The sequence below is a fragment of the Sphingomonas sp. R647 genome (genome assembly GCF_020177055.1).
GTDB lineage: Bacteria > Pseudomonadota > Alphaproteobacteria > Sphingomonadales > Sphingomonadaceae > Sphingomonas.
This window is the reverse complement of sequence record NZ_JAIQXT010000003.1, coordinates 439627-458782: the sequence shown is the minus strand read 5'-3', so window position 1 is coordinate 458782 and position 19156 is coordinate 439627. Positions and strand designations below refer to the sequence as shown.

The window sequence follows — 19156 nt, the reverse complement described above, 5'->3', positions numbered from 1 at the left end:
CGAAAAATCAGTCGTTGGTTGGAAAGAATTCTCAGTGATGATCGTGCAGATGCACCGCGTCGTTGATGTACAGCGACGTGAGCAGCGCGAACACATAGGCCTGGACGCCAGCGACCAGGATCTCGAGCGCCGAGACGCCGAGCATCAGCGCGAAGCTGGGCACGCCGACCAGCAGGCCGAGACCCGCGCCGGCATTGGCCGAATTGATGATGAAGCCCGCCAGCACCTTGAGCAGGATATGGCCGGCGGTCATCGCGACGAACAGTCGCAGCGCAAGGCTGAACGGGCGGACCATGAACGAGACGAACTCGATCGGCGCCACGAGGAACAGCACGGGCAGCGGCGTACCCTTGGGCACGAACAGCGAGAAGAAGCGCAGGCCATGCCGGGCAAAGCCGACGACGAGGACGATCGAGAAGGACAGGATCGCCAGCACGCCGGTCACGGTGAAGTGGCTGGTCGCGGTGAACGGATGCACGCCGGGGACGACGCCAAACGGCAGCAGGCCGATGACGTTGGCGAACAAGATGAACATGAACAGCGAGAAGACATAAGGCAGGAACTTGCGCCCCTCATGCCCGATATTCGCCTTGAGCAGGTTGTCGATGAAGCCGGTGAAGCCTTCAACCGCCATCTGCCAGCGGCCCGGAACCACCTCACGCTTCATGCCGCCGAGCATGAACACCCACAGCGCGACGGCGGCGATCGCCATCCACAGCGCACTGTTGGTGAAGGCGATCGTCTGATTGCCGATGGTGAACATGTCGGCAATCGACGTCACCTCGAACTGGTGCATCGGATCGATCTTGCCTGCTTCTTCAGCCACGCCCGTTTCCCATGTAACGCAAGCGCCCGAAAGTCACTTCGAGCGCTGGTTCGAAATCCTGATGATGTTCCTGAACGCGCTGACGATGCCTAGGGCAAGCAGCGTGAGCAGGAGCCATGGCGAGGTTCCCAGGAACCGATCGAGCACCCACCCGATCAGCGCCCCCCCAACCATTCCTCCGATCAGCTCGGCGAGGACGCGGTTGCCCATGCGATAATCACGATCGCCGGCCTGTTGCCCCTCGCCCCGCCGATCCGCCTCTTCGGATTTCGCCCGCGCCAGCCGCTCATTGAGCGAAGTGATGCGGGCATCCTCCTTGAGGGGGTCCGGTCCGGGCTCGTTCTCGGTCATTTCGCTTCCTCCGCCAGTCAGATACCAGGGCGAAACGCATGGGCCGAGCGGCGAGCCCGCCAAGGCACGCGCGCTTTAGAAAGGGGGGTGCCCCGAGTCAACCGCGGTGCAACATTGTTGCAATCCTCACATTGACCCTTCCCGCCACGGGGAGGATTATTTGCGCCCCTTCCCCGCCCTGGCCTCTGCCGCTAGGCTCCTCTTATGGGGGACGGCGGCGAAGCGATTACCGATGGAACCGGGCATCGCGCGCGGTTGCGGTCGCGGCTGCTCGCCGATGCCGACGGGCTGCTTGACCATGAGCTGGTCGAGTATCTGCTGACGCTCGCGATTCCGCGGCGGGATACCAAGCCGCTGGCCAAGGCGTTGCTGCACCAGTTCGGTGGCATTGCCGGGCTGCTGACCGCCGACGCAGCGGCGATCGCACGCGTGCCGGGGATGGGTGAGACCTCGGCCGCCGCGCTCAAGATCGCGCATGCCGCCGCGTTGCGGCTGTTAAAGAGTGAGGTGGCGGCGCGACCGATCCTGTCGAACTGGCAGGCGCTGCTGGATTATCTGCGCGCGGACATGGCGCATCATGTGATCGAGCGCGTGCGGGTGCTGCATCTTAATAGCCGCAACATGCTGATCCGCGACGAATTGATGCAGGAAGGGTCGGTGGACGAGGCGCCGGTCTATGTCCGCGAAGTCATCCGCCGCGCGATCGACCTTGGATCGACCGCGATCATTCTGGTGCACAATCATCCAAGCGGTGATCCGAGCCCGAGCCGGGCGGATATCGAGCTGACGCGCAATATTGTCGAGGCGGGCAAGCGGCTGGGGATTGCGGTGCATGACCATATTGTCATCGGCACCGGTGGGCATGTCAGCCTGCGTGCGCAGGGGTTGATGTAGGTCCGACCGGATTTTGCCTACCATCGTCACCCCCGCGAAAGCGGGCGCCCATCTCCGGGACTGTCCACTCGCCTCACCGGTGCGTTGCGCCGATCGTGCAGGAGATGGGCCCCCGCTTTCGCGGGGGGTGACGGCTTTGGTCGCTTCTACCCACGCCAGAACCAAAACGGCCGCCGAAGCGTACTCCGGCGGCCGGGGGACGGGCGTGATGCGGAACGCCCGTCCGGGGAGACCTTGTTTACGAAGCCGCAGCGGGCGTCAGGAAAGTCTTGAGCTCGTCCTTGCTCACGCCGCCCGACTTGTCGCCGTCCGCCGAGGCGAGTGCCTTGGCGATCCACTCCTGATCAGCCGTCGATTCGCCGGTGAAGGCGGGTTCGCTCGCCGAACGCAGTGCGACCATCCACGCGCCGAACTCCTCCTGCTTCAGGCTGCCATCGGCGTCCGCGTCATAAGTCGGGAAGCCCTGATCGACGATCTGCGCGATCTGGACCGCATTTGCGGGCTGCTGCGCGGGCTGGGTGGCCTGCGCCTGCTCCATGGCCTGCGGCTCAGGAGTCGGCGTGGGTGTGGGGGTCGGAGCCGGGGTCGGGGTTGCTTCCGGCATCGGCTGAGTATCCGGCTGCGGCGCGGGTGCGGGCACTTCCTGCGGCACCGGTTCAGTGCTTTCAGTCGGAGCCGGCTGCTCCTGTGCCGGCGGGGTCTGCTGTCCCGGCATGTCCTGCGCAAGTGCAGGAGCAGACATTGCAACAGCGCTGGCGAGAAGGATAGATTTCAACATAATCATTCTCCAATCATCTCGAGTAAAACTACTAATGCAGCGAACCACTTCATTCGATGCGTGTGATGATTGAACGCGTTGTATATTTATCACGTTCCCTGATAAAATTCTTAGACAATCGACTTGTCGGCAAAGTTCATCATTTCACCCCTGTTCGGTGCCGTTAGTGCGACGAAACGAGTGGAACAGCGCCGCGTAGCCGGGTTTGCCGCGCCGCCGGGGCTTTGCTAGGGGCGCCGCGTCCCACGAAAGGCTTCTCTATGGTCCCCCGCTATTCCCGCCCCGCCATGACCGCGATCTGGTCGCCCGAAACCCGCTTTGGCATCTGGTTCGAGATCGAGGCGCACGCGACGGAGAAGCTGGGCGAGCTGGGCGTGGTGCCCGAATCGGCGGCGAAGGCGCTGTGGGACTGGTGGGCGACCAACCCGACCATCGACGTCGCCGCGATCGACGCGATCGAGGCGGTGACCAAGCATGACGTGATCGCGTTCCTGACCTGGGTCGCGGAGAATATCGGCGACGAAGCGCGCTTCATGCATCAGGGGATGACGTCGAGCGACGTGCTCGACACCTGCCTCGCGGTGCAGCTGACGCGTGCGTCGGACATCCTGCTGGACGATCTCGACCAGTTGCTCGCGGTGCTCAAGCGTCGCGCCTATGAGCACAAGTTGACCCCGACGATCGGGCGCAGCCATGGCATTCATGCCGAGCCGGTGACGTTCGGGCTGAAGCTTGCCGAAGCCTATGCCGAGTTCAAGCGCTGCAAGGCGCGGCTGATCGCCGCGCGGGCGGACATTGCGACCTGTGCGATTTCGGGCGCGGTCGGCACCTTTGCCAATATCGATCCGCGCGTCGAGCAGCATGTCGCCGACAAGCTCGGTCTCGCGGTCGAACCGGTGTCCACGCAGGTGATCCCGCGCGACCGCCATGCGATGTTCTTTGCGACGCTGGGTGTCATCGCCAGCTCGATCGAGCGACTCGCGGTCGAGGTGCGCCATCTGCAGCGCACGGAAGTGCTGGAGGCGGAGGAATATTTCTCGCCGGGGCAGAAGGGTTCGTCGGCGATGCCGCACAAGCGCAACCCGGTGCTGACCGAAAACCTCACCGGCCTCGCCCGCATGGTCCGCGCAGCGGTGATCCCGGCGATGGAAAATGTCGCCTTGTGGCACGAGCGCGACATCAGCCACTCGTCGGTCGAGCGCTATATCGGCCCGGACGCGACGATCACGCTGGACTTCGCGCTCGCGCGGCTGACCGGGGTGATCGACAAGCTTCTGGTGTACCCGGCGCGGATGCAGAAGAATCTCGATCGCATGGGCGGGCTCGTCCACTCGCAGCGCGTGCTGCTCGCGCTGACCCAGGCGGGAGTGAGCCGCGAGGACAGCTATCGGCTGGTCCAGCGCAACGCGATGAAGGTGTGGGAAAGCGACGGCGAGCTGTCGCTGCTCGAACTGCTCAAGGGTGATGAAGAGGTTACCGCCGCACTGTCGCCGCAGCAGATCGAGGAGAAGTTCGACCTCGACTATCATTTCAAGTCGGTCGATACCATTTTCGAACGGGTATTCGCGGATTGACGGCACGCCTCCGGGTGTGTCAGTCGAATGACACACCATGGAGGCGTGAAGATGGCCAAGGCGAAGGACGCGACGAAGGCGAAGAAGAGCAAGGCCGCCAAGGCGCCGAAGACGGGCAAGGCAGCCAAGCTGCCCAAGACCGTCGCCGGGATCGAACTGCCCAAGGAGCTGCGTGAGCAGGGCGCCAAGCTGCTCGAGCTGACCAAGCATCCGCTGGTCGCCGACATCGTCGCGGCCGGACTGGTCGCGCTGGCTGGCAATGTGCGGAAAAAGGCGGCGGATGCGCAGGCGGCTGCGGCCCCTGCTCCTGCTGCGGCGGATGCGCCGAAGTCTTCGGGGATGGACGATTTCGCGAAGACGGCATCCTCGCTCGCCAGCCTGATCGCGGCGCGCGCGGCGGAGAAGATTACGGCGAAGCTGACGGGGGAGAAGGCGCCGGAGGCTCCGGCGGCCCCGGTCGCGGAGGCGGCGCCTGCACCGGCGAAGAAGCCCGCTGCGCCGAAGAAAGCGGCGACGGTGAAGAAACCGACCGCCGCCAAGCCGGCCGCTGCCAAGAAGCCTGCCGCCGCGAAAGCGCCCGCCAAGCCGCGCGCACCCCGCGCCGCGAAGCCCAAGACTCCGCCGGCCTGACGCCGGACGCGCTGCGATGGGGGCAGTCGAGATCATCGGGCTGGCGGCGTCGGTCAGCCTGCTCGCGGGCTGGCGGCTGTATCTCTGCGTCTTCGCGGTCGGGCTGGCGATGCAGACCGGCTGGGTCGAATTGCCGCACCAGCTCAAGGCACTCGACGTCCTCGCCAACCCGTGGCTGATCGGCATCGCGGGAGTGGGCGCGGTTGCGGAGTTCTTCGCGGACAAGGTGATGTGGGTCGATTCGGTGTGGGACACGATCCACACCGCGATCCGCCCGATCGGCGGCGCGCTGCTCGCGCTCGCCATCGTCGATCCGACCGATCCGGCATGGCAGATCGCGGCGCTGCTGCTCGGCGGCGGCGGCGCGTTACTGACGCACGGCGCGAAGGCTGGCGCGCGGGCTGCGGTGAATGTCAGTCCCGAGCCGGTGAGCAACGTCGTCGTCTCGACCGGCGAGGATATCCTGACCGGCGGGCTGCTGTTCCTTGCGCTGGCCAATCCGGTGGCGGCCGTGGTGATTGCGGTGCTGATCGTGTGCGCGACGGTGGTGACGCTGGTGCTGCTGCGGCGAGTGTTGCGGAGGCTGGTCGGGCGGAAAGCGCGCGCCGCGTCGAGCTGAATTATCCTCCCCCGCAAGGGGGAGGTGGCGCCGGAGGCGACGGAGGGGGCGGATGGCTGTGTCCTCTCGGCTCAGGCCGATACCCTTCCTCCCCCTCCGTCAGCTGCGCTGACACCTCCCCCTTGCGGGGGAGGATGATTGGTCAGTCGAACACCTCTTCCAAAAACGCCGTCATCGCCGCCCAGCTGCGACGGTCGGCGGTGGCGTTATAGCCGAAACCGGGGCGGGTTGAGCCTTTCTGGCTCGGGTCGGTGAAGCCGTGCCCTGCCCCGCCATATCCGTGCAGCTGCCAGTCCGCCCCCGCTGCGGTCAGCTCGGCGGCGAGCGCGGTCACTGCCGCGGGCGGGGCGAGTGGGTCGTCCCAGCCGTGGCAGATCAGCAGCTTTGCCCGGATCGGCGTCGGGTAATCATAGCCGGGCAGGTCGAAGATGCCGTGGAAAGCGACGACGCCGCGCACGCCGCCGTCCGCGCGGGCGAGGTCGATGACCGACTTGCCGCCGAAGCAATAGCCGATCGCGGCGGTCCGGGCCGCGTCGACCTGGGGCAGCGCGTGGAGCGCGGCGAGGCTGGCGAGCAGGCGGTCGCGCAGCAGCGGGCGATCGGCGTTGAGCGCGTTCATGTAGACCGCCGGATCGGGCGATTCGCGGGTGGTGCGCTTGCCCTCGCCATAGAGGTCGGCGACGAGCGCGACATAGCCGAGCGCCGCGATCCGTTCGGCGGTGACGCGATCCTGTTCCTTTTCGCCCAACACATTGGGGACGATCAGCACGCCGGGACGCGGGCCGGGCGCGGTGCTGTCGAACGCGGCGACGCCCTCGAACGGGCCGCCGGGGCCGTCATAGATGATGGTCTGTCTTTCGATTGCCATGGCCATCCTCCGTTGCCCTGTCAGCCCTATCCGCTAAGGACGCGGACAAAGTCCTGCAAGGAGGTCCCATGCCCACGCTCGTCCTGATCCGCCACGGCCAGTCGTCCTGGAATCTGGAAAACCGTTTCACCGGATGGTGGGACGTCGATCTGACCGAACAGGGCGTCAAGGAAGCCTGGGCGGCCGGCGAGCTGATGCGCGACAAGGGTCTCGACTTCGACATGACCTATACCAGCTTTCAGAGCCGGGCGATCAAGACGCTCAACCTGGCGCTGGAGGCGATGGGGCGGCTGTGGCTGCCGACCGAGAAGAGCTGGAAGCTCAACGAGCGCCACTATGGCGGGCTGACCGGGCTCGACAAGGCGGAGACCGCGGCGCTGCACGGCGACGATCAGGTCAAGATCTGGCGCCGCAGCTTCGACATTCCGCCCCCGCTGCCCGAGGAAGGGTCGCCATGGGATCTCGCCAAGGACCTGCGGTACAAGGGTATCCCGATCCCGCAGACCGAGAGCCTGAAGGACACGATCGCGCGGGTGCTGCCCTATTGGGAAGAGCGGATCGCGCCGGACCTGCGTGCGGGCAAGCGCGTGCTGATCGCCGCGCACGGCAATTCGCTGCGTGCGCTGGTCAAGCATCTGTCGGGGATTTCGGATGCGGATATTGCATCGCTGGAGATTCCGACGGGGCAGCCGATCGTGTATGAGCTGGCGGATGATCTGACGGCGACGGATCGGTATTATTTGAGCGAGCGGTGAAACGAAAAAATCGTCACCCCGGACTTGTTCCGGGGTCCACCGAGACGCAAGCGCGGCGCTAGAGCCTCTTGCTTCGCGCACGCCGCACAGTGGCCCCCGGCACAAGGCCGGGGTGACGATGGTAATCAGTTCAGCTTGTGCGCCAGGCTGACTTCGGCGGTCATCAGCTTGGACACCGGGCAGTTCTTCTTCGCTTCGTCGGCGAGGTCGGCGAACTGGTCGGGGTCGATGCCGGGTACGGTGGCCTCCAGCGTCAGGTCGGAGCGGGTGATGGTGAAGCCGCCATCCTTCTGCTCCAGCTTGATCGCAGCCTTGGTCTCGAGCGTGCCTTCGCTGAAGCCTGCCTTGGCCAGCGCGAAGCTGAGCGCCATGGTGAAGCAGCCGGCATGGGCGGCGGCGATCAGCTCCTCGGGATTGGTGCCCGGTTCATCCTCGAACCGCGTGTTGAAGCCGTAAAACTGGTCGGTGAGCACGCCGGACTGGGTCGTGATCGCGCCCTTCCCTTCCTTGCCGAAGCCGGAATAGCGGGCGGTAGCGGTGCGGGTCGTCATCAGCGTTTCTCCTGTGGTGGACCAGGGCCCGGATGCGGGACACCGGTTTGCATGTGAACCAGCAGTGCAACGATATCGTGACGGGCGTGTTCCGGCATTCTTCCCACCGGGCGACGTGCGATGTAGAGAAGCCGCCAACACGATGACCAACCCCACCATCTTCTCCCGCCCCTTTTTCGAACAGAAGAGCCGTGCGTTCTGGATGCTGCAGGGCGCGGGCTGGGGCGGCTACCTGTTGCTGCGTGCGGTTTCCAACTTCTCGAACCGGACATTCAGCTTCGAGGATCTGATCCGCGTGACGATCGAGGCGATCGTCGGATATTGCCTAACGCTGCTGCTGTCGGCGCTGTATGGCTATTATCGGCGAGTCCCGCGCATCACCGGCATCCTTGCCTCGATCGCGACGCTGGCGGCGGCGACGTTGGTCTATGCCGTGCTCAACGCGCTGACGGTTTCGGTGATGCGTGGCGATCCGGGGATCGAGCTGCCGCTGATTCTGGGCAGCCTGTTCCTCAACTTCACCGTGCTCGCGGGGTGGTCGGCGCTGTATTTCGGGATCAACTTCTATCTGATCGTCGAGGATCAGATCGACCGGATGCAGGTGCTGGAGAGTCAGGCGAGTTCGGCGCAGCTGGCGATGCTGCGTTATCAGCTAAACCCGCATTTCCTGTTCAACACGCTCAATTCGATTTCGACGCTAGTGCTGCTCAAGCAGACCGACCGGGCGAATGCGATGCTGGCGCGGCTGGCGAATTTCCTGCGCTACACGCTGGCCAATGAGCCGACTGCGCATGTGACGCTGGCGCAGGAGGTGGAGACGCTGAAACTGTATCTCGAGATCGAGAAGATGCGGTTCGATGCGCGGTTGAAGCCCGAATTCGATATCGACCCGCGCACGGCGAAGGCGCGCCTGCCCTCGTTGCTGCTGCAGCCGCTGGTCGAGAATGCGATCAAATATGCCGTCACGCCGCAGGAAGAAGGCGCCGAAATTCGTGTCGCGGCTCGACTCACCGGCGAGCGGGTGCAGATCACCGTATCCGACACAGGTCCGGGATTGATCGAAGGCAAGAACCGGCCAAGCCTGTCCACGGGGGTTGGCCTCACCAATATACGCGAACGGCTGGCGCAGGCGTTCGGGGCGGAGCATCGCTTTTCGACGCATTCGGACCCCGGCGGCGGTTTCCGCGTTGAGATCGAAATTCCGTTCCAGTTCGAGGAGCCCGCCAAGGAAGCGGCGTGATCGGAACCGGACCGTAATCATATTGTTGAAGGATCAAAGGCAGGGGTTGTGGGGCGTCGGACCGGGGGCATCGGAACGACGCGTTTATGAGTAGAGAGAGATATGACGATCCGCACCATCCTGGTCGATGACGAACCCCTGGCCATCCAGGGCCTCGAACTGCGCCTCGCCGCGCATGAGGATGTCGAGATCATCGACAAATGCCAGAACGGCCGCGAGGCGATTCGGTCGATCAAGACGCACAAGCCCGATCTGGTGTTCCTCGACATCCAGATGCCCGGATTTGACGGGTTTTCGGTCGTGCAGGGGATGATGGAGGTCGAACCGCCGCTGTTCGTGTTCGTCACCGCCTATTCCGACCATGCGATCCGCGCGTTCGAGGCGAATGCGATGGATTATCTGATGAAGCCGGTCGACGAGGCGCGCCTTGCCGACACGCTGGAGCGCGTGCGCCAGCGGCTGACCGAAAAGCGCGGCGTTGAAGAGGTCGAGAAGCTCAAGGAAGTGCTGGCCGAGGTCGCGCCCGAAGCGGCTGAGGAGTTGGCCGCCAGCGATGGCGACGTGTCGGCGAGCCGCTATGAGAAGCTGATCAATATCAAGGATCGCGGCCAGATTTTCCGCGTCGATGTCGACACGATCGAGGTGGTCGAGGCCGCTGGCGATTATATGTGCATCAAGACCGCCGACAACACGCTGGTGCTGCGCGAGACGATGAAGGATCTGGAAAAGCGGCTCGACCCGCGCCGGTTCCAGCGCGTCCACCGCTCGACCATCGTCAACCTCGACCAGGTCAAGCAGGTCAAGCCGCACACCAATGGCGAGTGTTTCCTGGTGCTCGATTCGGGCTCGCAGGTGAAGGTGAGCCGCAGCTATCGCGACGTGGTAGCGCGGTTCGTTCACTGACCACCTGAAATCCTCCCCCGCCAGGGGGAGGTGGCGCCGAAGGCGACGGAGGGGGAGGACGGCTGTGCCCTCTCGAGCGGCGTGCTTCCTCCCCCTCCGTCAGCTGCGCTGACACCTCCCCCTGGCGGGGGAGGATTGATAGCCGCGAGAAATGGATTGTTCCACTTTCGTTCCACCCTTATCAAGGGCGGAACGAGAGAGGATGTTCATGAGCCGATTCGCTGAATTCGCCGCGTTGCACGTACCGGGCGCGCCGCTGGTGCTGGTCAATGTGTGGGACGCGGGTTCGGCCAGGGCGGTTGCGGCAGCTGGGGCGAAGGCGATTGCGACCGGCAGCGCGTCGGTCGCGGCGGCGAACGGGTATAGCGACGCCGAGGCGCTGCCGCTCGACCTGGCGTTGGGCAACGCGGCACGGATCGTCGGCGCGGTAGACCTGCCGGTGTCGATCGATTTCGAGGGTGGCTATGCCGTCGCGCCCGATGCGCTGGCGTCAAACGTCGCGCTGCTTGCGGCGACCGGGGCGATCGGGTGCAACTTCGAGGATCAGGTGGTCGGCGGGTCGGGGATGCATGCGCCGGAGGTGCAGGCCGCGCGCATCGCCGCGATTCGCGCTGCGACTGGCCCTGCGTTTTTTATTAACGCCCGCACTGACATCTTCCTGCAGGCAGCACCCGACACGCATGACGCGGCGAAGGTCGATGCTGCGATCGCCCGCGCGCATGCCTATGCGGCGGCGGGGGCGAGCGGGTTCTTTGTGCCCGGGCTGGCCGATCTCGACCTGCTGGCGCGCGTGGGTCGCGAATCGCCGCTGCCGGTGAATTTCATGGCGTTTCCCGGCGCGCCGGATGCTGCCGCAGTGGCTGCGGCGGGTGTGGCGCGGATCAGCCATGGGCCGTTCCCGTATCGCGCGGCGATGCAGGCGGTGGAGGATGCGGCGCGGGGGTTGCTGGGCTAAGTCGCGCTCACGTCCCCCAGCCTCGCGCAGGGTCAACCGGGAGGTGGGCGCGAAGCACGAGGCTCGAGCGCAGGATGCGGGGAGCCGTGGACCCCGGCACAAGGCCGGGGTGACGAAAGGCTTTAGGCTTCCGCCTCGGGATCGGCCTCAGCGTCGCCCTCGCCAGCAGCGGACGATTCGAACCACGCCTCAACCTGGCCGGCGAGCTTGATCGTCAGGGGGTTGCCCTTGCGGTCCATGGTCTTGCCGACCTGCACGCGGATCCAGTTTTCCGAGACGCAATATTCCTCGACATCGCGGCGCTCGACGCCCTTGAAGCGGATGCCGATGCCGCGCTGGAGCAGCGCCTGGTCGAAAAAGGGGCTCTTTGGATTGACCGAGAGGCGGTCGGGAGGAGTGTCGCTCATGCCGCGCCTCTAAACAAAAGCGGCGCGGGAATAAACCCGCGCCGCCGATGTTATCGCGCCGTCCCGATTAGCGGCAGTAGCGCACCTTCACGCGGTGCCCGAGATAGGGATCGTACACGCGGCGGATGGTGCAGCCGCGCCAGTTGCGGCGCTCATAATCGCGATAGTGATAGCTCTGACGCGGGTAATAGCCGCGCTGACGGTAATAGCCGTCGTACCGGTCATAGCCGCGATAGCCACGATCGTCATAGCGGTCGCGGCTCGATCCGGCGATCGCGGCGCCGATCACGACACCGGCGATGCCGGCGGCAATGGCGGTGCCGGTGTTGTCTCGGTCGCGATGGCGATACCGCTGGGCCTCTGCCGGCGCGGCCGCGGTGAGCGCGGTGGCGCCGAGGGTGAGACCGAGCACCGCCTTGGTGATCATCGTCTTCATGTCGTCCTCCTCGTGCATCTGCACATTCCGACGTCTCAACGCGTTGAGGTCCGTCTGGATGCCTTTTTGGGCGAGTCGGCCTGAACGGCTGCGGAATCGCGCATTCACTTGGCGTTTAGCTGGCACTTGCGGTTTGGGTGGAGGAACGCGATGGGGGCGGCAGAAGGAGATCGCGTGATGGCCCTGTGGCTGATGAAATCCGAACCCGATGTGTTCAGCTGGGACGATCTGGTGCGCGACGGCAGCACCGAATGGGACGGCGTGCGCAACCACACCGCTGCGGGGAATTTGCGCGCGATGAAGGTCGGCGACCGCGCATTTTTCTATCACAGCAATATCGGGCTGCAGATCGTCGGCATCATGGAAGTCAGCCGCGAGGCGAAGCCCGATGGCGAGGGCAAGCATTGGGTGTCGGTCGAGATGAAGCCGGTCGAACCGCTGCCCAACCCGGTGACGCTCAAGCAGGTGAAGGCCGAACCCCGGCTGGAGGCGATGGAGCTGGTCAAGTATTCGCGGCTGTCAGTGGGGAAAGTCAGCGCGGCGGAATGGGACGTGGTGCTGGAGATGGCGAAGGGGTGATGATCTGATCCTCCCCTGCGAGGGGAGGTGTCGCCGTATGGCGACGGAGGGGGAGGACGGCTGCGCCCTCGAACCTCTTGCCGATACCCTTCTGCCCCCTCCGTCATGCTTCGCATGCCACCTCCCCCTGGCGGGGGAGGATTGAGGATCCGGAACACCGCCGCGCGCTCCGTTCATCGCGCGTGCGCCCCATCCTGCCCGTGACAGTTGAACTTCGATTCCCCCCGCCGCTATGGGCGGTGCGGTGAGCGAATTCGACCTTCCCCCGGCGTCGGGCCGTTTCGACGGCATCGAGCATGTCTTCCCGGTGCGTGTCTATTTTGAGGACACTGACCTGTCGGGGGTGGTGTATCACGCCAATTACCTGCGGTTCATGGAACGCGCGCGATCGGATATGCTGCGCTGTGCCGGGATCGATCAGCGGGCGGCGCATGAGGCGGGTGAAGGCGTTTATGTCGTGCGCAACATCGCCATCCGCTATGTCGCACCCGCACGGCTCGACGATGCGTTGGTGGTCGTCAGCCGGGTCCTGCGCGTGCGGGCGGCGGCGGTGGATATTCAGCAACGAGTCATGCGGAACGGGGAATTGCTGACCCAGGCGGATGTGGAAGCGGCGTTCGTGACCCCGGCGGGTCGCGCGCGGCGGCAACCGCGGGAGTGGGTCGAAGCGTTCGTGCCGCTGGTCTGGAAGGGAAACTAAGCGACACATGGACTGGTTCGCGAATCTGAAATTCGATGGTGCCTCCTATCTGGGCCTGTTCATGCAGGCCGAATGGGACGTGAAGGCGATCATGATCGGGCTGGTGCTTGCCAGCATCTGGACATGGGCGATCATCCTGTCGCTGCGCGGGCGTATCGCCGCCGCGCGCAAGGCGGCCGACCGGTTCGAAGGCGATTATCGCAAGACCGACGATATCGACGCCTTTTACAAGCTGCATGGCGACGAGGATCACCCGACCGCGCGCGTGTTTGCAGCCGGCGTGACCGAATGGCGGCGCTCCACGGGCGGACGCGCGCTCGACAAGGACGGCACGCGCGAGCGGCTGGCGACGACGATGGGCGCGGCGGTCGCGCTGGAGGTCGACCGGCTGTCGGACCGGCTCAACATTCTCGCTACGATCGGGTCGACCGCGCCGTTCGTCGGGCTGCTCGGCACGGTGCTCGGCATCATGCGCAGCTTTACCGCGATTGCGGGCGCGCAGAGCACGTCGCTCGCGGTGGTCGCGCCGGGCATTGCCGAGGCGCTGTTCGCCACCGCGATCGGGCTGTTCGCGGCCATCCCTGCCGTGATCGCGTATAACCGCTTCAGCCATGGCATCGACAAGGTCGAAGCGCGGCTGAACCGCTTCGCCGATGGCTTCCACGCAACCCTCAGCCGCCAGCTCGACAGCGCGCCTGCGAGCGGCAAGCCGCTGCTCTGATGGGCGCGAAGCTCCCCTCTTCGCGCGGCAAGGGGCGGCGCGCGCCGATGGCGGACATCAATGTCACGCCGCTGGTCGACGTGATGCTGGTGCTGCTGATCATCTTCATGGTCACCGCGCCGCTGTTGACTGCAGGCGTGCCGGTGAACCTGCCCGAAAGCCGCGCCAAGCCGCTGGAGCAGGACCAGAAGCCGATCCAGATTTCGATCGACGAGCGCGGCACCGTCTTCCTCGACGATAGCGAGGTCGCTGATGACCAGCTTCCGAGCCTGCTCGCCGACATCGCAAGCGCGCGTGGCGAGGAGAAGCCGCAGGTGTTCCTGCGCGCCGACACTCGGCTGGACTATGGCAAGGTCATGCGCGTGATGGGTGAGCTCAACCGCGCGGGGCTGAACAAGGTGTCGCTCGTCACCACGGGTGAGGGCAAGAACTGATGGTAGTGGCGATCGACCGCAGGGAAGGCATCGGCATCGGCGTGGCGGTTGTCGCCCATGCCGCGCTGTTCGCCCTGTTGTCGCTCAGCATCTTTCCCAAGGTCGATCCGCTCGAGATCAAGCCGACCCCGATCGAGGTGTCGCTGACCGATGAGGTCGGGCTGGTCAGCGAAGCGCCGGTGATCGAGACCGAAGCGCCCGCCGAACGGCTTGCCGAAGTCCCCGCCCCGCCCGAACCCGATTCGCCGCCGCCAGTGCCGGAGACTCAGCCCGAACCGGTGGCTAGGCCCGACCCGACCCCGGCCAAGGCCGCCCCTGCCCCGGCGCCGCGACCACAGCCGAAGGCGGAGGCGAAGAAGTCGAACCCGGCCCCGGCCAAGGCGCAGCCGAAAACCGAGCGCGCGGCGGTGCGACCGACCGGTCGCCTCACCGGCATCACCGACGGGCTGACGGACCAAGCGAGCAAGGGCAAGGCGACACGCCCGCAGGCGGCGCAGATGGGGGCCGCAGTGCGCTCATCCGTATTCGGCCTGATCCGGCGACAGGTAAAACCGCATTGGCGCGCGCCGACCGGCGCCGATGTGAGTTTGCTCGCCACGATTGTCGAAGTGCGGCTGAACCGCGACGGATCGCTCGCCGGGACGCCGCGTGTCGTCGATCAGACCGGCCTGACCGCGAGCAACCGACCGCAGCAGGAACTCCACAAGGAACGCGCCCTCGCCGCGATCCGGCTCGCCGCGCCCTTTGAAGGGTTGCCCGAGGAATATTATGACGGCTGGAAAGCCTTCCGACTGTCCTTCGACAGGAGACTGTAAATGAAATTGCGCACCACCCTCGCCGCATCTGCCGCGCTTGTGCTAGCCGCGCCCGCCTTCGCGCAAGAGCAGCCCGCACCGTCCCCCGCTGCTCCGGCGGGTGAGGCTCAGGAGCTCCCGACGATCGACGTGACCGACGAGAGCGCCCAAGACCTGACCATCATCATCCCGCCGATGCCGACGCAGCAGGTCGTTAGCACCCCGGCCGGCAGCACCGACGCGCTCGGCCGCCAGATCGCGCAGGTCATCACCGACAATCTGCGCAACTCCGGCCTGTTCAAGCCGCTCGGCCCCACCGGCGTGCGCGCGGTGCCGGTCAGTGAGGTGAGCGCGCCCGATTTCGGTTACTGGCGCGGTGCGACTGCGCAGGCGCTGGTGCAAGGGTTCGTGCGGGCCAATGGCGACGGCAATCTGACGGTCGGCTGCTACCTCTATGATGTCGCGCTGGGCAGTGAGCTGGCGCGTGAAGGCTTTGTCGTCAGCCCCTCCGACTGGCGCCGCGCCGCGCATAAATGCGCCGACACGATCTACACCCGCCTGACCGGCGAAGGGCCGTATTTCGACAGCCGGGTGATCTATGTCAGCGAGACCGGCCCGAAGAATCGCCGGATCAAGCGGCTGGCGATCATGGATCAGGATGGGGCAAACCACCGCTTTCTGACCAATGGCCAGTCGATCGTGCTGACCCCGCGCTTCTCGCCTGACGAGCGGCGCATCGCCTATATGAGCTACCAGAACGACAAGCCGTCGCTCTATGTCTATGACCTTGCCGCCGGCACGCAGCGGCTGCTCGTCACCAATGTCAGCATGGCCTTCGCGCCGCGCTTCTCGCCGGATGGGCGGTGGATCCTGTTCACCATGTCCACCGCGGGCAATGCCGACATCTATCGCATTTCGGCCAATGGCGGCACGCCCCAGCGGCTGACCACCGCGCCTGGCATCGACACCGGCGGCAGCTATTCGCCTGATGGCAGCAAGATCGTGTTCGAGAGCGATCGATCGGGCACGCAGCAGCTGTATGTGATGAACGCCGATGGCACGAACCAGCAGCGGATCAGCTTTGGCGGCGGGCGCTATGCGACCCCGGCATGGAGCCCGCGCGGCGATCTGATCGCGTTCACCCGCATGGGTGGCGGTTTTCGCATCGGCGTGATGAACCCGTCGGGCGGGGGCGAGAAATTGCTGACCGACGCATGGGGTGATGAAGGGCCGAGCTGGTCGCCCAATGGCCGCGTGCTGCTGTTCTCACGCGGGGCGCAGGGCGCATCGGGCAAGTCCGACATCTGGTCGGTCGACCTGACCGGCAGCAATGCGCGCCGCATTCCGACGCAACTCGACGGTTCCGATCCCTCATGGGGACCCCTGCGCCCGTAAGAGGGTTGACCCTGGGGGAACACACCCGCACCCTGTCCGTTACGCAGGGGTATCGATTTTCACGAAAGCCAAGGGAGACAAGACCAATGGCGAAGCTCAAAACCGCCCTGATCATCGCGACGATGGCCGTCGCCGTAGCCGGTTGCCAGAAGAAGCGCCCGGACACCCTTCCCCCCGGCCCCGGCGGCCCGGTCGAGCCCGGCCCTGGTCCCGGACCCGGCGGCGACGGCGTGGCACAGCCCGGTAGCGCCGAGCATTTCCGCCAGAATGTGGTCAGCGACACGATCAACTTCGATCTCGACCAGTATGACATCGACGCGCGTGCGCGGCAGATCCTGGACAGCCAAGCACAGTGGCTGACGCAATATCAGAACACGCGGATCACGCTGGAGGGTCATGCCGACGAGCGTGGCACGCGTGAATACAACCTCGCGCTGGGCGACCGTCGTGCCAATGCGGCGAAGAACTATTTGGCCGCGCGGGGCGTGTCGCCGTCGCGCATTACCACGATCAGCTATGGCAAGGAGCGCCCGATCGCGCTGGGTTCAGACGAAGCCAGCTGGGCGCAAAACCGCCGTGCGGTGACCATCGTCATCAATTGATTGGCGTCATCAACTGATCGGTCCAAGTTACCGAAATGAAGGGGTGCGGCGATGGTCGCGCCCCTTTTGTTTGCGCGGGCATCTCGCGCGATCCACCCTATATCGACCGGCAGCATGACGCCCGAACTTCCCTCCAGCCCATTCCCGACTCGCGCGCCGCGCGGGGTGTGGCTGTGGCTGGCGAGCCTGTTGCTGGCGTTCAATGCGCTCACCGCACTTCCGCAGGCACCCCGGCTCGACATCGCCGATCTGCGCGCGGCGGCGCTTACCGCGCCGGTCCCGGTCAATGCCCAGTTCCGCGACCCGGCTGCCGCGATCAAGGCGGCGGCGCACCGCGCGCTCAAGGCACAGGATCGCCCCGACGGTGATCCGCCAACCCCGGCGCACCACGCCGCAGTCACCCCTCCCCATGCCGCGCCCTCGCAGACCGTCGCCGCAATGCACGCGGATGCCGCGCCGGCTACGCGCCCGGCATCGCGCTATCGCGCCCGCGCTCCACCGCTCTCCGCCTGAACCCCGAAACCTAATCGATCAAACAGCCGCCCCTGTGGCGGCCGGCGTGTGCGTGCGCGTGCGCGCCGCAACGGGAGTTTCAGCATGAACGAGACTGTCACCGATACCAGCCTGCGCGACCGCATCGCCGGGCTCCTCAACCGCTACCCCGCGCTCGACCCGATCGAGCGCGACGAACTGATCGCCTTCATCAAGACCGGCCCTGCGGTCGACCGCGGAATGCTCAAGGGCGACCCCGTCGCCGCCGCCGCGATCCGGCGGGTCGAGGCGGATCATCCCGAGCATTTCCGCCTGGGGCTCGGCCGCCAGCTGTTCGTCGCTGCGGCGATCCTCCTGCCCTTTCTGGCGATCTGCTGGCTGGCATGGGAGGTCGGCGCGAAGTGATGACACCACCCCCGCCGCGCCCTTGCGGCGGGGGCCTTACGATTCCGCTTGCACGCCGCCCGATTCGATATAATGATGATATCATATTTCAGGGAGGCAAAAATGTCGGACTTCAATTCCAGCGCGCTGCGGTCGAGCGCCGAGCGCCCCGCCGCTACTGCCAGCGGCTATGCCATGCTGCTTGTCGCGCTCGCCGCGCTGACCGGAATCATCGCGTCGGCGTCGCAGATCGGCGAAGCGCCTTGGGCACCGTTCGCGCTGGTGCTGGGCGTGTTGATCCTCGCGTTTGTCGCACCGGGATTTTACCTGCTTCAGCCGAATCAGGCAGCGGCGATCCTGTTGTTTGGCGCGTATAGAGGCACCGATCGCACCACCGGGCTGCGCTGGACCTGGCCGTGGATGACCAAGTCCAAGGTTTCGGTGCGCATCCACAACATCACGTCGGAGCGGCTGAAGGTGAACGACCTGCGCGGCAACCCGATCGAGATCGCGTCGAACGTGGTGTGGCGCGTCGCCGATACCGCACAGGCGCTGTTCGACGTCGATGACTATCGCGAGTTCGTGCACATCCAGATCGAGAGCGCGGTGCGCGCAATCGGATCGCGCTACCCCTATGACGACTTCACGCATGAGGAGATGACGCTGCGCGGCAATGCCGAGCATGTCAGCGAGGAGCTGCGCGTCGAGTTGCAGGAGCGCGTGCTGGCCGCGGGCGTGCATATCGACGAGTGCCGCCTCACCCACCTCGCCTATGCGCAGGAGATTGCCCAGGCGATGCTGCGCCGGCAACAGGCCGAGGCGGTGGTCGCCGCGCGCAAGACATTGGTCGAGGGCGCGGTCGGCATGGTCGAAATGGCGCTGGAGCAGCTGTCGGCGAAGAATGTCGTCGAGCTGGACGACGAGCGCCGCGCGGCGATGGTGTCGAACCTGATGGTCGTGCTCTGCTCCGAACGCGACACGCAGCCGGTGGTGAACGCCGGGTCGCTGTACCAGTAATCGGAGAGGAAGGCCCATGGCCGCTCCACCCAAAAAGGCGTTCCCGCTCCGCCTCGATCCAGCGCTCTACGGCGCAATCGAGCGGAGCGCGGCGACCGACCTGCGCAGCGTCAACGCGCAGGTCGAATGCCTGCTGCGCGAGGCGCTGGCCAAACGCGGCGTGAAACTGGCCGACCCGGTACGCGCCAAGCGCGGGCGGCCGCCGAAGGAAGGAGAAGCGTGATGCTGATCGTCATCGTCACCCGCCGGTC

The 19156-nt window shown here is 65.6% G+C and carries 26 protein-coding genes; 19 read left to right on the top strand and 7 right to left on the bottom strand.

Annotation, left to right across the window (positions count from 1 at the left end; genetic code table 11):
* Positions 1-31: 31 nt before the first annotated feature.
* Positions 32-796, bottom strand: coding sequence for a F0F1 ATP synthase subunit A (locus K9B35_RS09250; RefSeq protein ID WP_224921703.1), 765 nt, complete (start codon positions 794-796; stop codon positions 32-34).
* 63 nt (positions 797-859) lie between these two features.
* Positions 860-1177 (bottom strand): AtpZ/AtpI family protein, encoded by a 318-nt coding sequence (locus K9B35_RS09245; protein WP_224921538.1) that lies wholly within the window; start codon positions 1175-1177, stop codon positions 860-862.
* Positions 1178-1381: 204 nt separating this feature from the next.
* On the opposite strand from K9B35_RS09245, the gene radC reads away from it, so the two are divergent.
* Entirely contained in the window at positions 1382-2071 is a 690-nt protein-coding gene (gene radC, locus K9B35_RS09240; RefSeq protein ID WP_224921537.1) for a RadC family protein, read from the top strand.
* A 238-nt stretch (positions 2072-2309) separates the two neighbouring features.
* Here radC and K9B35_RS09235 read toward each other — a convergent pair whose 3' ends face one another.
* Positions 2310-2813, bottom strand: a complete 504-nt coding sequence (locus K9B35_RS09235; RefSeq protein ID WP_224921536.1) for an EF-hand domain-containing protein — start codon at positions 2811-2813, stop codon at positions 2310-2312.
* A 296-nt stretch (positions 2814-3109) separates the two neighbouring features.
* On the opposite strand from K9B35_RS09235, the gene purB reads away from it, so the two are divergent.
* Genes purB through K9B35_RS09220 form a run of 3 tightly spaced genes read left to right on the top strand, consistent with a single transcriptional unit; the run spans position 3110 to position 5672 of the window.
* A complete protein-coding gene (gene purB / locus K9B35_RS09230) occupies positions 3110-4423 on the top strand; it encodes an adenylosuccinate lyase (RefSeq protein WP_224921535.1) in 1314 nt (437 codons plus the stop codon).
* A gap of 27 nt (positions 4424-4450) precedes the next feature.
* Entirely contained in the window at positions 4451-5053 is a 603-nt protein-coding gene (locus K9B35_RS09225) for a hypothetical protein (RefSeq protein ID WP_224921534.1), read from the top strand.
* A 16-nt stretch (positions 5054-5069) separates the two neighbouring features.
* Positions 5070-5672 (top strand): DUF4126 domain-containing protein, encoded by a 603-nt coding sequence (locus tag K9B35_RS09220; RefSeq protein WP_224921533.1) that lies wholly within the window; start codon positions 5070-5072, stop codon positions 5670-5672.
* A gap of 142 nt (positions 5673-5814) precedes the next feature.
* Here the strand turns inward: K9B35_RS09220 and K9B35_RS09215 are convergent, their stop codons facing one another.
* A complete protein-coding gene (locus K9B35_RS09215) occupies positions 5815-6540 on the bottom strand; it encodes a dienelactone hydrolase family protein (protein WP_224921532.1) in 726 nt (241 codons plus the stop codon).
* Between the two features lie 68 nt (positions 6541-6608).
* On the opposite strand from K9B35_RS09215, the gene gpmA reads away from it, so the two are divergent.
* Positions 6609-7295, top strand: a complete 687-nt coding sequence (gene gpmA / locus K9B35_RS09210; protein ID WP_224921531.1) for a 2,3-diphosphoglycerate-dependent phosphoglycerate mutase — start codon at positions 6609-6611, stop codon at positions 7293-7295.
* A 125-nt stretch (positions 7296-7420) separates the two neighbouring features.
* Here the strand turns inward: gpmA and K9B35_RS09205 are convergent, their stop codons facing one another.
* A complete protein-coding gene (locus tag K9B35_RS09205; protein WP_224921530.1) occupies positions 7421-7846 on the bottom strand; it encodes an OsmC family protein in 426 nt (141 codons plus the stop codon).
* Between the two features lie 142 nt (positions 7847-7988).
* Here K9B35_RS09205 and K9B35_RS09200 point away from each other — a divergent pair, with 142 nt between their 5' ends.
* From K9B35_RS09200 to K9B35_RS09190, 3 genes are all read left to right on the top strand, one after another.
* Entirely contained in the window at positions 7989-9086 is a 1098-nt protein-coding gene (locus K9B35_RS09200) for a sensor histidine kinase (protein ID WP_224921529.1), read from the top strand.
* A gap of 102 nt (positions 9087-9188) precedes the next feature.
* Positions 9189-9989, top strand: a complete 801-nt coding sequence (locus tag K9B35_RS09195) for a LytR/AlgR family response regulator transcription factor (protein ID WP_224921528.1) — start codon at positions 9189-9191, stop codon at positions 9987-9989.
* 208 nt (positions 9990-10197) lie between these two features.
* On the top strand, positions 10198-10944 hold the full coding sequence (locus K9B35_RS09190; protein WP_224921527.1) for an isocitrate lyase/phosphoenolpyruvate mutase family protein: 747 nt from the start codon (positions 10198-10200) through the stop codon (positions 10942-10944).
* Positions 10945-11066: 122 nt separating this feature from the next.
* On the opposite strand, the gene K9B35_RS09185 is transcribed toward K9B35_RS09190, so the two are convergent.
* Together K9B35_RS09185 and K9B35_RS09180 are read right to left on the bottom strand one after the other, a co-directional pair.
* Positions 11067-11351 carry a DUF3297 family protein gene (locus tag K9B35_RS09185; RefSeq protein ID WP_224921526.1) on the bottom strand — a complete coding sequence of 95 codons (285 nt, stop codon included), beginning with the start codon at positions 11349-11351 and terminating at the stop codon, positions 11067-11069.
* A gap of 67 nt (positions 11352-11418) precedes the next feature.
* Entirely contained in the window at positions 11419-11787 is a 369-nt protein-coding gene (locus K9B35_RS09180) for a hypothetical protein (protein ID WP_224921525.1), read from the bottom strand.
* A 177-nt stretch (positions 11788-11964) separates the two neighbouring features.
* Here K9B35_RS09180 and K9B35_RS09175 point away from each other — a divergent pair, with 177 nt between their 5' ends.
* The 11 genes from K9B35_RS09175 (at position 11965) to K9B35_RS09125 (ending at position 19128) form a co-directional block, all read left to right on the top strand.
* On the top strand, positions 11965-12366 hold the full coding sequence (locus K9B35_RS09175) for an EVE domain-containing protein (protein ID WP_224921524.1): 402 nt from the start codon (positions 11965-11967) through the stop codon (positions 12364-12366).
* Positions 12367-12598: 232 nt separating this feature from the next.
* Positions 12599-13066, top strand: a complete 468-nt coding sequence (ybgC, locus tag K9B35_RS09170) for a tol-pal system-associated acyl-CoA thioesterase (RefSeq protein WP_263622444.1) — start codon at positions 12599-12601, stop codon at positions 13064-13066.
* 7 nt (positions 13067-13073) lie between these two features.
* On the top strand, positions 13074-13787 hold the full coding sequence (gene tolQ, locus K9B35_RS09165) for a protein TolQ (RefSeq protein ID WP_224921523.1): 714 nt from the start codon (positions 13074-13076) through the stop codon (positions 13785-13787).
* On the top strand, positions 13787-14221 hold the full coding sequence (gene tolR / locus K9B35_RS09160; RefSeq protein WP_224921522.1) for a protein TolR: 435 nt from the start codon (positions 13787-13789) through the stop codon (positions 14219-14221). Before tolQ ends, tolR begins: the two co-directional genes overlap by 1 nt.
* Positions 14221-15036: a cell envelope biogenesis protein TolA gene (locus K9B35_RS09155; RefSeq protein ID WP_224921521.1), complete on the top strand. Its 816-nt coding sequence runs from the start codon at positions 14221-14223 to the stop codon at positions 15034-15036. The genes tolR and K9B35_RS09155 overlap by 1 nt, the downstream gene beginning before the upstream one ends.
* Positions 15037-16410, top strand: a complete 1374-nt coding sequence (tolB, locus tag K9B35_RS09150; RefSeq protein ID WP_224921520.1) for a Tol-Pal system beta propeller repeat protein TolB — start codon at positions 15037-15039, stop codon at positions 16408-16410.
* Positions 16411-16496: 86 nt separating this feature from the next.
* On the top strand, positions 16497-17012 hold the full coding sequence (pal, locus tag K9B35_RS09145; protein ID WP_224921519.1) for a peptidoglycan-associated lipoprotein Pal: 516 nt from the start codon (positions 16497-16499) through the stop codon (positions 17010-17012).
* Between the two features lie 114 nt (positions 17013-17126).
* Positions 17127-17525, top strand: a complete 399-nt coding sequence (locus K9B35_RS09140; RefSeq protein ID WP_224921518.1) for a hypothetical protein — start codon at positions 17127-17129, stop codon at positions 17523-17525.
* 84 nt (positions 17526-17609) lie between these two features.
* Positions 17610-17909: a hypothetical protein gene (locus K9B35_RS09135; RefSeq protein ID WP_224921517.1), complete on the top strand. Its 300-nt coding sequence runs from the start codon at positions 17610-17612 to the stop codon at positions 17907-17909.
* Between the two features lie 102 nt (positions 17910-18011).
* Positions 18012-18905: an SPFH domain-containing protein gene (locus K9B35_RS09130; RefSeq protein ID WP_224921516.1), complete on the top strand. Its 894-nt coding sequence runs from the start codon at positions 18012-18014 to the stop codon at positions 18903-18905.
* Positions 18906-18921: 16 nt separating this feature from the next.
* On the top strand, positions 18922-19128 hold the full coding sequence (locus tag K9B35_RS09125) for a toxin-antitoxin system HicB family antitoxin (RefSeq protein ID WP_224921515.1): 207 nt from the start codon (positions 18922-18924) through the stop codon (positions 19126-19128).
* Positions 19129-19156 lie beyond the last annotated feature (28 nt).